This is a genomic window from Thioclava sp. NS-SX20 (assembly GCF_057380695.1).
Window position 1 is genome coordinate 219,661 of record NZ_JBXXRY010000003.1, and the last position, 15,310, is coordinate 234,970.

Consider the following 15,310-nt stretch of genomic DNA (forward strand, 5'->3'; position numbering starts at 1 on the left):
TTCAGCGCCTTGGCGCCATATGATTTCAGCTGAAGGCCAGATCCCAGTCCTTGCCGGGAATGGCTTCGATCAGAGAGCGGGTGTAGGGGTGTTTCGGTGCGTCAAACACCTGCGCCCCCGGCCCGATTTCGACGCAAGCGCCCTTTTGCATGACCATCACCCTATCACAGATCTGGGCGGCGACGCGCAGGTCATGGGTGATGAACACAAGGCTGAGGCCAAGCTCGCGTTTGAGTTCTTCCAGCAGTTCCAGCACCTGCGCCTGAATGGACACATCCAGCGCCGAGACCGCCTCATCGGCCACGATAATCTCGGGTTTCAGCGCAAGCGCGCGGGCGATCCCGATCCGCTGACGCTGCCCGCCCGAGAACTCATGCGGAAAGCGTTTCGCCGATCCGGGAAGACCGACACGGGCCAGAAGCGCCTCGGCCTCGGCCATCGCCTGTTTGGGCGGCGTGCCATGGGCGATGGGGCCATCGGCAATCGCCTGACCCACGCGGATACGCGGGTTGAGCGAGGAGAACGGGTCCTGAAAGATCATCTGCACACGGGCGCGCAGATCTTGCAACGCGGGGCCTGTGGCATGGGTCATATCCTGCCCGTCCAGCAGCATCCGCCCCGCATCCAGATCCTGAAGTTTGACCAGACAGCGCCCGAAAGAGGATTTCCCAGACCCGCTTTCACCAACAATCCCAAGGGTTTCACCGCGCCCGATGGTCACGGAGATATCCTTCACCGCCTCGACCACGCGGGCCTTGCGGAACATGCCGCCGCCTGTGCGATAGGTCTTGCAAGCGCCTTCCACCTGCATCAGCGGCGGGCGTTCGGGTGCGGCTGCACGGCCTGCACGCAGCTTCGGGATCGCGTCGATCAGCCCGATGGTATAGGGGTGATCGGGGTGATGCAGGACCTTCGCGGCGGGGCCTTCCTCGACCACGCGGCCCAGTTTCATCACTGTCACATAATCGGCAATCTCGGCCACCACCCCAAAGTCATGGGTGATGAACATCACCGCCATATTGCGGCTTTGCTGGAGGTTGCGGATAAGTTCGAGGATCTGCGCCTGAGTGGTCACATCCAGCGCGGTGGTGGGCTCATCGGCCACCAGAACCTCGGGTTCCAAGGCAAGCGCCATGGCGATCACCACCCGCTGGCGCTGCCCGCCCGACAGCTGGTGCGGATAGGCACGTGCTGCGCGTTTGGGGTCGGGCAGACCGACCTCGGTCAGCAGGTCCAACGCTCGGGCGCGGCGTTCGGCGGGGCGTAAGAGACCATGGGCCTCGAAGACCTCGGCGATCTGATCCTCGATCCGCATCAGCGGGTTCAGCGCCGACATGGGTTCTTGGAAAATCATCGCTACGCGCTTGCCGCGCAGGGCACGCATCTGGGCATCTGACAGCCCCACCAGATCTTCCTCGCCCAGCCGGATCCGGCCATCATTGACCATCAGCCCCTCGGGCAAGAGCCCCATCAGCGCATTGGCCGACATCGACTTGCCCGAGCCGCTTTCGCCCACCACGCAAAGGATCTTGCCGGGCCAGAGGTCGAAACTCACGCGGTCCACCGCATAAAGGCGGTCGGCCCCTTCGGGAAGTGCGATCTTCAGCCCCTCGATACGGACGGCAGGGGTGGATAGGGTAGCATCCAGCATCACGCTCTCCTTTTCGCAAGACGCGGGTTCAGGGCGTCATTGAGCCCCTCGCCGATCAGGTTGAAGGCCAGAACCGTCAGCAAGATCGCCACGCCGGGGAAGAAGCTGACCCACCATGCCTGCGCCAGAACCGTGCGGCCCGCGCCGATGATATAGCCCCAGCTCATGACGTTCGGATCGCCCAAGCCCATGAAATCCAACGCGGATTCGGTCAGGATGGCGGTAGCCACCATCATCGAGGCCAGCACGATCACCGGCGAGATCGTATTGGGCAGGATCTGGCGGCGGATGATCGTCAGACCCGACTGGCCCGAAAGCTGCGCGGCCTCGATGAATTCGCGGTGGCGCAGGGCCATGACCTCGCCGCGCAGAAGACGCGCCACAGGCGGCCAGCTGACAAGGGCGATGGCGGTGATGATCGACCAGAGCGAGGGCTCGAAGATCGCCACCAGCACCACGGCAAAGGCAAAGGAGGGGATCACCTGAAAGAACTCGGTGATGCGCGACAGGACATCATCCACCCAGCCGCCGAAATAGCCCGCAAGCGCCCCGATCGGAATACCGATGGCGAGGCTGACGACGGTCGAGATGACCCCCACCAGCAGCGAGACATAGGCCCCATGTGCCAGCCCTGCGGCGATATCACGGCCCAGGGTGTCGGTGCCAAGGGGCGTCATCTCGTCCTGAAAAGGCGCCACGAAGGGCATATTCACCATATCCCAAGGCGAGGCGGGGAAGAAGAAGGGCGCGGTGATCGACCCAAGCAGCACCACGGCCAGAATGATCAGCCCGACGACCGCACCGCGATTGGCGGCATAGGCTTTCCAGAACTCTTTCATCTTTCTCTCCTTAGGCCAGACGGATACGGGGATCGACCACGCGGTACAGCAGGTCGGTGAACAGGTTGAACAGCAAGACCAGCGCCGCCGAGACGGTGAAGACCCCCAGAAGCAGGTTGTAATCGCGGCTTTGCAGCGCCTCGAACATCAGCCGTCCGATGCCGGGCCATGCAAAGACCGTCTCGATCAGAACGGCACCACCGACCAACTGGCCCGCATGCAGACCGGCCAGCGTCACCACCGGCAGGATCGCATTGCGCAGCACATGGCGGCGCTGGATCACGCTGGGCTTCAGTCCCTTGGCGCGGGCAGTTTTCACAAAGTCCAGCCGGTTGACTTCCAGCATGGAGGCGCGGGTGATGCGCACATAGGTGGCCATGAAGAACAGCCCCAGTGTCACCGCAGGCAGCACCAGATGCTGGGCGATATCCCAAGCGCGGGCAAGGCCGGTATAGCTGGAGGCGGCGGTTTCATAGCCAAAGGCCGGAAACCAGCCGAAGGTCACGGAAAACAGCAGTACCGCCATCAGCGCCATCCAGAACAAAGGCGTGGCATAGAACAGAAGCGCGACGGTCGAGATCACGCTATCAGACCAGCGGCCCTGACGCGCAGCCGCGACGACACCCGCCACAACGCCCAAACCCAGCGAGATCACAAAGGCCGAGATCGACAGGATCAGCGTGGCCGGAAGGCGCTCCAGGATCAGCGACAGAACAGGGGCCTGCTGGCGGTAGGAATAGCCCAGATCGCCCTGCGCGAAATGCGACAGATAGGTCCAGAGCTGGATATAGAACGGCTGGTCCAGCCCGAACTGGCGGCGCAGGTCTTCGATGAACTGCGGGTCGGCGTCACCGGCCTCGCCCGCCATCACCAGCGCGGGATCGCCGGGGGCCATATGGATCAGACAGAAATTCAGGACGGTAATGGCGAAGAGGATAATCACGATCTTCACCACGCGCCCGATCAGGAAACGTAGCATGAGGGGGGCTCGTTTTGGTCGGGGAAGGTCCGGGCACGCGCATCGCGCCCGGACAAATCGCGGCGGGACATAGGGATTACTTCTCGATCCAGGCCTCGCCCAGCGAGTTACCGATCCCGTTTGCGGTGCTGATCAGATCATGCACCTTGCAGTCGTAAAGCGCGGGGAAGCTGAGTTCCTGCAGCCATGCCACCGGAACATCTTCCTGCAGCTGGGTCTGGATCTTGGTGTAGAGCGCCTGACGTTCGGCATCGGTTGCGGCCACAGCCGCCTCGTCGAACATCTTGTCGATCTCGGGGTTGGAATAGCCCTCGACATTGGCGAAGGGATTGCCCTTCACGATCTGGCTGGAGATATAGTTCCGCGCCACACCAAGGGCCGGATCGCCATTCTCGTAGAGATAGGTGAAGGCGATGTCATAATCCCATTGCGCGGTCTTCTGGTTCCAGCCCGCCACATCGGTGGATTCGATCTCGACCGGAATGCCCACAGCGGCAAGGTTCTGTTTCACCACCTCGGCCCAGCGTTGCCATGTCTCGCCATAGGGCAGCGGCAGCAGGCGCAGCGGCGCGCCGTCATAGCCGACGTCCTTCAGAAGCTCTTTGGCCTTCTTCGGGTCGTAATCATATTGTGGCGCGACATCATCATAGAAGGGGATGGTCGAGGTGATCGGACCGGTCGCCACCTTGCCGTAGCCGTTCCAGACGACCTTCTGCATCAGCGGGCGGTTCAGCGCATACATCACCGCCTGACGGAACTTCACATTATCCATCGGGGCGGTACGGTTGTTCAGCCACAGGAAGGACAGCGGGCTGTTATATTCCCAACCCTTCTCGGTGACGCAGACGCCCTCTTCCTTGGCCAGACGCGGGATGTCGAAGTTTTCGACCGAGCCGCCGGGCAGAACCGAGACGGTGCGGGTTTCAAAGGCGGTGGCGCGGGAGGCGGCATCGGGGACGACGTGATAGACGACTTCGTCCAGATGCGGCTTGCCCTCGGCCCAGTAATCGGGATTTTTCACCAGATCGATATAGGCGCCCTTCTTCCATTCCTTCAGCTCGAAGGGACCGGTGCCGACGGGTTTGTCGTTATTTGGATTTTTCGCGAAATCCGTGCCCTCGTAAAGATGGGCCGGAATGATCGGGGAGACGGTATAGCTGAACGAACGGATGAACGGCCCATAGGGGGCTTTCAGCTTGAAGACGACCGTATTGTCATCGGGCGATTCCAGCGTCTCGACATGGCGCATCACCTCGCGCCACTTCGGGTTGGTCTCGGTCAGGAATTTGGTGAAGGTGAACATCACATCCTTGGCGCTGAAGGGTTCGCCATCGGAGAATTTTACGCCCTGCCGCAGATGGAAGGTATAGGTCATCGCATCGTCCGAGACCTCCCAGCTTTCGGCCAGCGAGGGCATCGGTTCGAGGTTGCTGTCATATTTCAGCAGGCCCTCGTAGATCGCCCCCGCCACCAGCAGGCTGGGGCCATTGGTGGTGATGCCGATCATCAGGCTCGGCGGTTCGGGCTGGACGACAAGATCGAGGCGCCCGCCCTCGACGGGGCTCTCTTGGGCGAATGCGGTCGTTGCGCCCAGACAAAGCGAAAGCGCCAACGCCCCCTGACGGAGCGAAGTTGTAGACATCATGGTTTGGACCTTCCTGTTGGATCGGCCGTGTGATCCGGCCTTTATCATCGGGTCATATCGGGGGGCGGCTGTGGCGAAGACAGCCTGCACACCCGAAGGAATATTTCCGGATCGCCCTTGGAAAGCGCTGGTCACATCCCGAAACAAAGCTTGCGACGGGGGGCAGGCGTTGTCGAATTATATTGCCCGATCCACCCTATCAGTCTGCGCTATACAGCCAGAGGGCGCGGGCGCGCGCCCCGTCCCTGCTCCGGCGCGGGGTCAGCGCCGCCGTAAATGCGGCTTTCGGGCGGGTGCGCGGCGACCTGTTCGCTAAACACACGATGCAGCTCGTCGGCAATGCGGGTGCGCAATGCGGCGGGCTGGGTCACGACATAGACGCCCGCCTGCGGGGTGCCCTCGAAGGGGGGCAGACGCCAGAGCCTGCCGGCCGCACAATCGCGTTCGACCACATGCACGGGCAAAGGACCGATGCCGAAACCGGCAATGATCATCCGCTTGATCTCTTCGAGATTATGCGAGCGGCCCACCAGATCGGGCTTCAGCCCGCAGCGCTGGCGCAAAGCGGTCAGCTCATGCAGCGCACGGTTGCTGCTTTCGGCCAGATACCCCACCGAGGCAAAGCCGTTCAGGTCGCTGACCGACAGATCCTCGCGCCCGAACAGCGGATGGCTCGGGCCGCAGTAAAGCCCGAAATGCTCTTGGAAGAGCAGCGTATACTCCAGTTGCAGATTGCTATCGCCCACCACACAGACCGCCATATCGGCGCGTTTGGCCGCCACCATCGCCAAGCCCTCGCGCGAGGCTTCGACCTTGAGGGTCAGCCCGACTTGCGGATGACGCTGGTGGAAACAGGCAAGGGCGGCATCGAATTCGGGGCTTTCCACATGCGAGGCCAGCACGATCGTGGCCTCGCCGGTCAGCACTTTCTCGGCCTCGCCCAGCGAGGCGGGCAGGCGCGAGACCGCAGCCGTAATATCGATCGCTTCGTGCAGAAGCCGCCGTCCGGCCTCGGTCAGTTCGAACATGGTCGAAGAGCGTTCGATCAGCCGGTAGCCCACCTGTTCTTCCAGCCGCTTAAGGCAGCCCGACACCGCCGGTTGCGTCAGGCACAACCGCTGCGCCGCATCGGTGATCGAGCAGGATTGCGCGATGGTCACGAAGCTGCGCAGCAGGTTCCAGTCCAGATGCGAAAAGCCGATATCCTTCATGCCGTTCCCCTTTATGCACCCTCCCCGCGCCCCGAGGAGGGTTTCCAGACAGATCAAAGGCGCCCCAGCCCGTGCCTGCGGTCAAGAGAACACCGCCCACAACCCGAAGGCAAGCCCGCCATAAAGACGGCTTTGCCCAAGGAAAAGGCAGCGGGCGCCTCGGAATGCCTTGCGACGGGCTTAAGGGGCGTCTGCCGCCTCGCAGGCAAGATCGAGCAAGATCTCGGCCCCTCTGGCCGCATCTTCGGGGCGGCACCATTCGGCCTCGCTATGCGAGACGCCGTCCTTGCAGGGCACGAAGATCAACGCGGTCGGGCAGAGCGCGGTAAAGCTGAGCGCATCATGCGCGGTCAGCGTGGGCAGGGTCATGGCCGGTAATCCACGCGCCGCCGCCCGCGCCATCCCCCGCGCGATCAGGGCATCGTCAAAGTGGCAGGGCTCGCGGTAATGGCGATGGTCGATCTCGATCTCCAGCCCCGTCTCGCGCGCGATGTCGGCGGCGGCGGCCTCGATACGGGCCACGGCGGCCTTTCGCAGGGCCGGATCAAAGCCCACGACCGCCCATGACAGCGTGCTGAGATGGGGAATATTGACGCGGTTATTGGGCCAGTTCTCCAGCACCGAGGCACTGACCATCCCCGCAGGCTCAAGCCCCGCCCCGATCTCTTCGATGGCCAGCACCAGACGGGCCGCCCCCGCCAAGGCGTTCCGCCGTCTGGACATGGCCAGCGTCTGCGTATGGCCATTGGCGCCACGGATCGTGGCATAGCCCGAGCACATGGCCGAAGAGGTCGTGACCATACCGATGGTCTTGCCCCGCGTGTCAAGCTCGGGCCCCTGTTCAATATGCAGTTCCAGATAGCTGTGCGGTATACGGCCCGGTACAGGTGCCGTGCCTGCCGTGCCCGTCTGGTGGAGGGCCTGCGCGACGCTGATCCCCTGCGGGTCCTGACGCGCCAGCGCCTCGTCCAGATCCAGCGCACCGGTATAAACGGCCGACCCCATCACCCCGGGCTGGAAACGCGCGCCTTCCTCATTGGTCCAATCCACCACCTCGATGGGACGGCGGGTGACAATGCCGGCCCGATCCAGCGCGCGGCAGACCGCAAGCCCTGCCAGCACCCCCAACACCCCGTCAAAGCGCCCACCCGGCAGTTGGGTATCCAGATGACTGCCGATCATCACAGGGGCCGCCTGCGGATCGCGCCCCTCGCGCCGCGCGAAGAGATTGCCGATCCGGTCGGCCCGCAGGCTCAGCCCCGCCTCAATCGCCCAATGGGAAAACAGCGCCCGCCCCTCGCGGTCAGCAGAACTCAGCGCCCCGCGCATCGACCCGCCCGCAGGCGTGCCGCCAATCGCCCCCAGCGTCATCAGATCGGACCACAGCCGCTCCTGATCGATAAGGCCCTGCCCGTGTCGTGGTTCCATCCTCGCGCTCCCGATCCTGTTCTGCTGCCACAAGGGAAGCACGGGACGCACGCGCGCGCCAATCAAGACGCGCGATGGGGCCTATCACGCGGGCCTATGGGGTGCGGTCGATCCCTGCCTGCACCAGCTCCACCGTGGTGGCGTCAAACAGCAGGCTTTCGGTGGCAGAGCTTAGCCGCACATCCGGCCCCTCTGCCTGCAGCCGGTATCCCCCCGCCCAGTCCGACAGGTCGATCCGCCCGCCCGCATAGCCCGTGATGCGCTGCGGCAATCCAGTCCGTTTGACATGGAAAACCGTCTGCTCGGGGAGCTGGCCTTCGGGCAGGGTGATATGGGTGCGGCCCGCGTTCAGGTGGATCTCGGCACGGCCTGTGCCGCCCGTGATCTGCGTGGCCACCGCCGCCGTATGGATGACGTCATGGCCCGAGCCACAGGTGACCTCAAGGCTGCCCGAGCCGCCATAAATAACATTCCCGCCGCGCTGGCAGTCGATCACATCATGGCCCGAGCCGCCGTGGATCTCGGTGTCGTTGAAGCCTGCCTCGACCCTGTTGCGCCCCGCCAGAAGCGTCAGATGCAGGGTTTCATGGGCGGTCTCGATCCGGTCGTCGCCGCGCCCGCCGCGCACCACCAGATGAAAGCGCTTATGCCCGCCGACAAAATCCAGATGGCAGCCAAGGTCGTTACAATTCACCGTCAGGGTCGCGGCCCCATCCCCGATATCGCCCGCGTAATATAGCTCGCGATAGGCCTCGGGTAGAGTAAGCTCCATATCCTCGCGCGGGCGGATGAAATAACGCCGCCATCCCGGATGGGCGGGGGTCGCGGGGTCCGGCGCCTCGAAGGAAATCACCCCGTTCGTGGGCGGCGTGGCGGGCGGTTTGCCGCCCTCGGGGATGGAGGTGTAAAGCGCAGGCGCGTCGCTTGCCCCCATACTCAGCCCGTAATCGCGGCAGGTGTCTTCCAGCGTCTCGCGCAGGCGCACACGCGCCGGATCATCGGCCAGATCCGTCATCTGCCACGGGTCCGTCCGCAGGTCATACAGCCTGTCGCTGCCGTCCTGATAGGCGATATAGCGGTGATCGCCCTGCCTAATCGCCGCCGAGCCAAACCAGAAGCTGGGCACGGCACGGCCCTCGACCTGCGCGCCCTCGACCTGCGGGCGCAAAGACCGCCCCGCCGCGCCGCGCATCGGCGCAAGCCCCGCGTAATCCAGCACCGTCGGCCCCACATCCAGCATCGCCACAGGGTCGTCCACCACTTGCGGCGCATGCCGTGGGTCATGGATGATCAGCGGCACGCCTGCGGCCTCTTCCCACAGCGTATATTTGCGGAAACGCCCCTTGTCGCCCATGTGATAGCCGTGATCGGCCCCGATAATGGTGATGGTATTGCCCGCATGTCCAGACGCCTGAAGCGCATCCCAGACCCGCCCGATGTGGTAATCCGCATGGCTATAGGCCGAGAAGTAATTGCGCACCGTCTTGCGCCAGAAACGGTCCTTGCGCAGGTCCATATTGGGCGGGAAAGAGCGGTTGGCAAAACCATCATCGGGCGCGTCCCAGCCTTCGGGCATGGTGAAAGCGTCTTCGTCATACATCTCCTTAAAGCGCGCGGGCGTTTTGAAGGGCGGATGCGGATTATGGAAACCGGCCTCGCGGTAGAAGGGCGCGGGGCCTTGGTAGCTGGTTAGAAACTCCACCGCATCCTGCGAGGAGAAATGGTCATAATAGCGGCTGTCATCGCGCGGGTCGGTGGTGCCGATGCCGCGCCCGCCGCCGCCGTAATCCTTGGAGGGTGCCGAGGAGCGCGGACCAAAGAGACAGGGATGGGCCTCATGCGAATAAAGCGCCTCGTGGATTTCGGGCGGGCGCGGGATATAGCCGTGATGCAGCTTGCCGGCGGTTGCGCAATAATAGCCCGCCGCCTTCAGCCGATAGGACCACATCTGGTCGGGGCGCAGAAGTTCGAAGATCTCGCTGTAATTGTCGAAGATACCGGTCTGATGCGGGGCAAGCCCCGAGAGGAAACTGGCCCGCGACGGCCCGCAGACCGGCACCTGACAATAGGCCTGATGGAAGGCCGTGCCTTGGGCGCAGATCCGGTCCAGATTTGGGGTCTGCAGCCTGACACCGAAGACATCGCGAAAGCGCCAATAGGCGAAGGCGTCATCAAGGCTGATGAAGAGGATATTGGGGCGGCTCATGGGGTCACCTGCAGATTGCTGGGCATCACCGGCAGCCGCGAGGACAGCGCATAGCGGTGCAGTTGGCGGCCCTCTTGCAGCAGGCTCGGGCGCGACCAGACCTCACGCAGCGCGCCGCGATTGGCGGGGCGGTCATCGCCAGCGGGCGGCAGGCTTTGGCCGAAGGCATAGTCCAGATGCAGCGCGGGGCCTGTCGGCGCTCGGTCACAGTCAAGCACCACAAACTGCCCGCCCGCGCGATGCGGCCCAAGCCCGATCGCGGTGATCTGCGCGTCATTGTCACAGCCCGAGAGCGTAAAGCCATGATGCGGCTGGGTTTCGTCAAATTCCAGCGGCCCGAGGGTGGCAAATTCGGCAAAGATACGCGGGCCATCCACCAGCACCTGCCGCAGGCTGGGGCAGTGCCATTTGCCACCATTCTGCACGGTCTCGATAGCGCAGGCCTCAAGTTCATCCAGCCAGAGCCGGTCTTCGGGCAGGATCGTCGCCACCGTCTCGGGCATCAGGCGCAGCATATAGCTGGGGCTGGCCAGAATGATCCCCAAGGCGGGTTCGTAAATCTCCAGCCGCCCCTCGGCCAGGATCACCTCGGAGGTGCCATCGGTACGGCTGCCAGCCTTCTGGCATAGGCTCACATGCGGCAGGCTGGACTGCCCCGCAGCCCTTGCCACCTGCGGCCTAAGCCATTGGATCACCTCGCTGTAATGGGACTGAGCCTCCAGCTCCAGCATCTCGGGCGCGCCCGCCAGAAGATCCAGCGAGATCCGGTCGATAAACAGCGACTTCCCCCAAGGGGCCAGAGCCTCTTTCGCCTGTGCGATACGCTGGAACAGCCTCTGGTAGATCGCCGCTTCGGGCAGGGATTCCGCCGCCGTGATCCCCGCCTGCGGCTGCGACAGAGCAATCACATTCCGCAGCGCATGATGGCGCGCGCGGGCCGAGGACAGGCTGGCCACGCCCTGCGCCGTGGCGCCATAGGGCGCACTATCCTGCGACAGGGCCTCATCGCGGATATGGTAGTCGAAACGCTCGGGCAAGGGGCGCGGCACCCCCGCCGAGCCCCCCACGCAGGCCATACCCAAAGCCACATCAGGCGTCTGCGCCAAGGTCCCCCCGTGACGCTCCTCGAACCCCATCACCTGCCCGCGATATTGGTCGGACAGGTAGCGCAGGCTCTGCCCGTCATCGATCAGCTGCCAGACATTGCCCAAGGTGCGGGGGTTGCGGGCGGGCCCATTCTGGAGTGGGCGGGAAGCATCGGGCATAACAATTTCCTTTTGCGCCTCGGGCGCGGATGTTTCCGGAACGGAACCGGCAGGGCGCGTCCTTTGCGCCCGAAGGCGGAAGGCGCGCTGGAAGGCGGGGATACGGGCGGCATGGCCACGATCGGACAAATGCCCTTCCATCACCTTGCGATACAGATACAGATCCTTGCGCCCCCGCGTCAGCCGGTAGAACAGCGCAGGCGTCAATGTGCCGTCAATCGCCGCGCCCATCACCGCTTTCAACTGCTCCATCCGGCGCAGGACCAGCGCGGTCTTATGCCCCTGCCCGAAGGCTTTCAGCGCGATCACCCTGTCTTGCGGCAGGCGTAGCGCCTGCTGGCGGTCGGGCGCGAGGAACGGATCATAGACCAGCCAGATGCGGTTGACGCCCGCAAGGGTCCGCGCCGCATCCGACCGCGGCAGCGTCCAATCCTGCGCACGACCAGGGGCAAAGCGGGTTTCCCACGGTACAAGACCAGCCGCCAGAGTGGTCTGCGGGCTGAAGGCCAGCACATCACAGCCCGGTGCCAGATCGGCAAAGGCCAGCGCGCCAAAGCCGCCCATAGAGGTGCCCGCCATGACCACGCGCTCGAAGCGGCGGAAGAACCCTCGCGCGGCCAAAGCCTCCATCCGCGCAATCAGCGCCGCATCCCGAAACCATGTCGGCCCCTGTGCCACAACGCCCAGATGGCTGACACCGCTGTCACGCAGGAAATTCTCGGCCCATGCGCGGATGTCATAGCCCTTATAGCCCGCATCCGACAGGTTATCGAAAGTCACCACCAGCGTTTCGGGGCCACGATCCACATGGATCAGCGCATGATCTCCGATTTTCTCGTAAAAACCGTCGCAACCGCCCGCCGGATAGATTTCGCGATACCATGCCGGCAGGATCTCTTCGGGTGCCTGTTTTTCGGGCAGGCGCGCATGATCCTCGGCGAGGTCTTCGGAATCAGTATCAGACATTGGATGCTCTATAAGAAACGGTCATGAATAGCGGTTTTGCGCATTCTAGCGACAGTTTTTCTTCGGTTCCAAGATTTACCAAGTTAAAACTTGACGCTTATACTGTGATTGCGACTTTCTAGCAGCGGACAGAGCCCGATGGATGCCAAGAACGACAAAGCCGCCCGCGCCGAGGCATGGCGGCAAACGCTATTGGCGCAGGCCGAGCAGAGCGGCTTTTTCGAGGATATAGGCCCCCTGCATAAGGCGATCTATATTCCCGCCACCGGCCCGAAAGCCGATACGCTGGTCGTCGTGTTCGACAATCTCGACGATACGCGCCAGAAGACGGACCGCCTGCCTTGGGCGGTGGATTTCATCTCGGCGCAGGGATGGTCGTCTTTGGGGCTGATGGCACATGGCGCGACATGGTATCGCGACCCCGCAGTCTGGGCGTTTTTCGAACGGCTCAAAAAGGACGGGTTCTTTGCCCTGTTCCGGCGGGTGGTCTTTTACGGCACCTCGATGGGCGGCTATGCGGCCTGTGCCTTTTCCGCCGCAGCGCCCGGCGCAACCGTGCTGGCCATCAATCCGCAATCGACCCTGTCACGCAGTGAAGCCTCCTGGGAGCGGCGCTTCCGTCCCGCTTGGCACAATGATTTTTCGGGCCCCTACGGTTTTGCGCCGGATATGATCGGTGCGGCAGAAAAGGTCTGGATGTTCTATGACAGCCGCATCGCCGCCGATGCGGCCCATGTCGCGCTTTTCCGCGGGCCGCAGGTCGAAAAGGTCAAATGCCCCTTTATGGGGCATGGGATGCTGTCGGTCTGGCGCGATATGGGAATTTTGAAGCCCATCGTCTCGGCCTGCATCGAAGGACATGCCGACCGCCTCGGGATCGCGCGGCTTTTGCGCGCGCGGCACAGCTCTTTGACCTACAAGAAGCTTGTGCTGCAAAGCCTGCAGAAGGCCGGAAAACACGCGAAGGTCGTGGCATGGTCGGATGCGGTCATGCGCGAGAAGAAAGGCCCCGTTTTCGTCAAGGCGCGACAGGCCGCGCTGGAGGCCCTGCCGCCGCGCAAGCGCGCGGCTCTGGCACAGCGCCGGATAGAACAGCCCCGGATAGAACGGGCCCGGATAGAACAGGCCCCGAAATGAGCGGCTGCTGTTCGGGACTGACCCGCCATACCGGCCATCGCGCCGCCACGCTGGCCCCGCACGCCTCCGCCGCGTTCCGCGCCAGTCTGATGCAAGATCTCTGCGAGATTGCGGGCGGGCTGTTCGAGATGGGCACCAATAGCCCGCGATATGCCGCCGACCTCTCCGGCCCTGCCCGACAGGTGCGGGTGTCGCCATTCCGCCTTGCCGCACGGCAGGTCACCAACCGGCACTTCGCCCGTTTCATCGCGGAGAGTGGCTATGTCACAGTGGCCGAGCGCGAGGGCTGGTCCTTTGTCTTCCATCTGTATGCCACCGAACAGGGCGCGCCGTTCAAGGGCCCCGCAGAGGCTCCGTGGTGGCGCGCGGTGCCGGGCGCGTTCTGGGCGGCACCACAGGGGCCCGGTTCGGACTGGCGCGACCGTCCCGATCATCCGGTGGTGCATGTGGCATGGGAGGACGCGCAGGCTTTTTGCCAGTTCACCGGCCTGCGCCTGCCCTTCGAGACCGAATGGGAATGCGCCGCGCGCGGTGGTCTGGCCCGCAAGGCCTATCCTTGGGGAGAGGACGCGCTGCGCGAAGGACGGCACGGGCATAATGTCTGGCAAGGTCACTTTCCCACCGAAGACAGGGCCGAGGACGGCTTTGCCGGTCTGGCCCCTGTCGGGCAATATCCTCCCAATGGTTTCGGGCTTTATGATATGACGGGCAATGCGTGGGACTGGTGCGCCGACTGGTTCGGCCCGTTGCCCCATGCGCAGATGCCACCGCTGCTTGATCCGAAGGGGCCAGCCAGCGGCGAGGAGCGTGTCATACGGGGCGGCTCGCATCTGTGCCACCCCTCCTATTGCGAGCGGTATTTCACCCATTCGCGCACCCGAACCACCCCCGACAGTTCCACAGGCCATATCAGTTTTCGCGTTGCCGCCGATCCGGAGACCACATCATGACATCCCCACAGGCCAAAGACGCATGGGCGTCCGCCATGAATAACATCGGTGCCGATCAGGGGTTTTTCCGCCAGCTCGATGCCGAACATAAGGCGCTTTTCGTCGAAGGTGGGGACATATTGGTGGTGACCTTCGACAATCTCGATGATGCCCGCCAGCATCCCGAGGACCGTATGCCTTGGGGCGTCAAGTTCATTACCGCGCAGGGCTGGTCGGCCTTGGGGATCGGCGCGCATGGCTGGACATGGTATCGCGCGCAAGCGGTGCTGGACTTTTTCGACGAGCTGCGCGACAGCGGGTTTTTCGCAAAATTCCGCAAGGTGGTGTTTTACGGCACATCCATGGCAGGCTATGCCGCCTGCGCCTTTTCCTCTGCCGTGCCGGGGTCCATCGTCATCGCGCTCTCGCCACAGGCCACGCTGGATCGCGACATCACCGGCGGCTGGGAGCCGCGCTTCAGGGGCGCGTGGCGGCGGGATTTCAGCGGGCGTTACGGCTATGCACCCGATCAGGTGGCCTGCGCCAAAGCGGTCTGGCTGTTCCATGACCCGTTCGAGCGTGAGGATGCCGTGCATGCGGCGCTGTTCCGTGGCCCCAATATCCACCCCATCCGCTGCCGCCATCTGGGCCATAATATGGCCACCATGCTGACCAAGATGTCGGTGTTGAAACCGATCGTGTGCGGCCTTGTGGCCGAAGACCTGACCGAGGCGCAGGTCTATCACCATCTGCGCGCCCGCCGCCGGTTGCCGCTGTACCAGAAGGCACTGTTGACCCGTCTGCTGCAAAGCCGCCGGCAAGGGCTGGTCTACGGGTATACGCAGGCCGTGCTGCGCGACAGCCTGCCCGTCAAACGGCCGGTCTTTCTCAACCATTTCCTTGCCGCGGCAAAGGCGCTTGGCCGGACCGGACATCCGCCCGGCCTCTGACGCCTGTTCCACAATTCCGACCTGCCGCGCCCGATCGCCGAGCCCGACTGGCGCCCCTTGTCGGCCAGCGGACCGCGCTGCATCACCCGCGACACTCTGACGCA

At 63.7% G+C, this 15,310-nt stretch carries 11 protein-coding genes; 3 read left to right on the plus strand and 8 right to left on the minus strand.

Annotated features, from left to right (window positions below):
- Nucleotides 1-25 precede the first annotated feature (25 nt).
- The 8 genes from AC2ISB_RS16665 to AC2ISB_RS16700 all read right to left on the minus strand — a co-directional run bounded on the left by AC2ISB_RS16665 (nt 26) and on the right by AC2ISB_RS16700 (nt 12,190).
- A complete protein-coding gene (locus AC2ISB_RS16665; protein WP_486577277.1) occupies nt 26-1,651 on the minus strand; it encodes a dipeptide ABC transporter ATP-binding protein in 1,626 nt (541 codons plus the stop codon).
- Complete coding sequence (locus AC2ISB_RS16670; RefSeq protein ID WP_486577278.1) at nt 1,651-2,490, minus strand: ABC transporter permease; 840 nt, start codon at nt 2,488-2,490, stop codon at nt 1,651-1,653. Before AC2ISB_RS16670 ends, AC2ISB_RS16665 begins: the two co-directional genes overlap by 1 nt.
- Nucleotides 2,491-2,500: 10 nt before the next feature.
- Complete coding sequence (locus AC2ISB_RS16675; RefSeq protein ID WP_330647053.1) at nt 2,501-3,469, minus strand: ABC transporter permease; 969 nt, start codon at nt 3,467-3,469, stop codon at nt 2,501-2,503.
- 76 nt (nt 3,470-3,545) lie between these two features.
- Entirely contained in the window at nt 3,546-5,114 is a 1,569-nt protein-coding gene (locus tag AC2ISB_RS16680) for an ABC transporter substrate-binding protein (protein ID WP_486577279.1), read from the minus strand.
- Nucleotides 5,115-5,323: 209 nt separating this feature from the next.
- The gene (locus tag AC2ISB_RS16685; protein ID WP_341485775.1) at nt 5,324-6,325 is read right to left on the minus strand and encodes a LysR family transcriptional regulator; all 1,002 of its coding nucleotides are present in this window, start codon (nt 6,323-6,325) and stop codon (nt 5,324-5,326) included.
- A gap of 180 nt (nt 6,326-6,505) precedes the next feature.
- The gene (locus AC2ISB_RS16690) at nt 6,506-7,753 is read right to left on the minus strand and encodes a hydantoinase/carbamoylase family amidase (RefSeq protein ID WP_486577280.1); all 1,248 of its coding nucleotides are present in this window, start codon (nt 7,751-7,753) and stop codon (nt 6,506-6,508) included.
- Nucleotides 7,754-7,847: 94 nt separating this feature from the next.
- Complete coding sequence (locus AC2ISB_RS16695) at nt 7,848-9,959, minus strand: sulfatase-like hydrolase/transferase (RefSeq protein WP_486577281.1); 2,112 nt, start codon at nt 9,957-9,959, stop codon at nt 7,848-7,850.
- Nucleotides 9,956-12,190: a hypothetical protein gene (locus AC2ISB_RS16700; RefSeq protein WP_486577282.1), complete on the minus strand. Its 2,235-nt coding sequence runs from the start codon at nt 12,188-12,190 to the stop codon at nt 9,956-9,958. The genes AC2ISB_RS16695 and AC2ISB_RS16700 overlap by 4 nt, the downstream gene beginning before the upstream one ends.
- A 138-nt stretch (nt 12,191-12,328) precedes the next feature.
- On the opposite strand from AC2ISB_RS16700, the gene AC2ISB_RS16705 reads away from it, so the two are divergent.
- From AC2ISB_RS16705 to AC2ISB_RS16715, 3 genes are read left to right on the plus strand one after another with little or no spacing between them, the layout of a single operon-like run.
- Nucleotides 12,329-13,327, plus strand: coding sequence for a hypothetical protein (locus tag AC2ISB_RS16705; RefSeq protein ID WP_486577284.1), 999 nt, complete (start codon nt 12,329-12,331; stop codon nt 13,325-13,327).
- A complete protein-coding gene (locus AC2ISB_RS16710) occupies nt 13,324-14,277 on the plus strand; it encodes a formylglycine-generating enzyme family protein (protein WP_486577285.1) in 954 nt (317 codons plus the stop codon). The genes AC2ISB_RS16705 and AC2ISB_RS16710 overlap by 4 nt, the downstream gene beginning before the upstream one ends.
- Nucleotides 14,274-15,206 carry a phosphoadenosine phosphosulfate reductase gene (locus AC2ISB_RS16715; RefSeq protein WP_330647042.1) on the plus strand — a complete coding sequence of 311 codons (933 nt, stop codon included), beginning with the start codon at nt 14,274-14,276 and terminating at the stop codon, nt 15,204-15,206. Before AC2ISB_RS16710 ends, AC2ISB_RS16715 begins: the two co-directional genes overlap by 4 nt.
- Nucleotides 15,207-15,310: the final 104 nt, after the last annotated feature.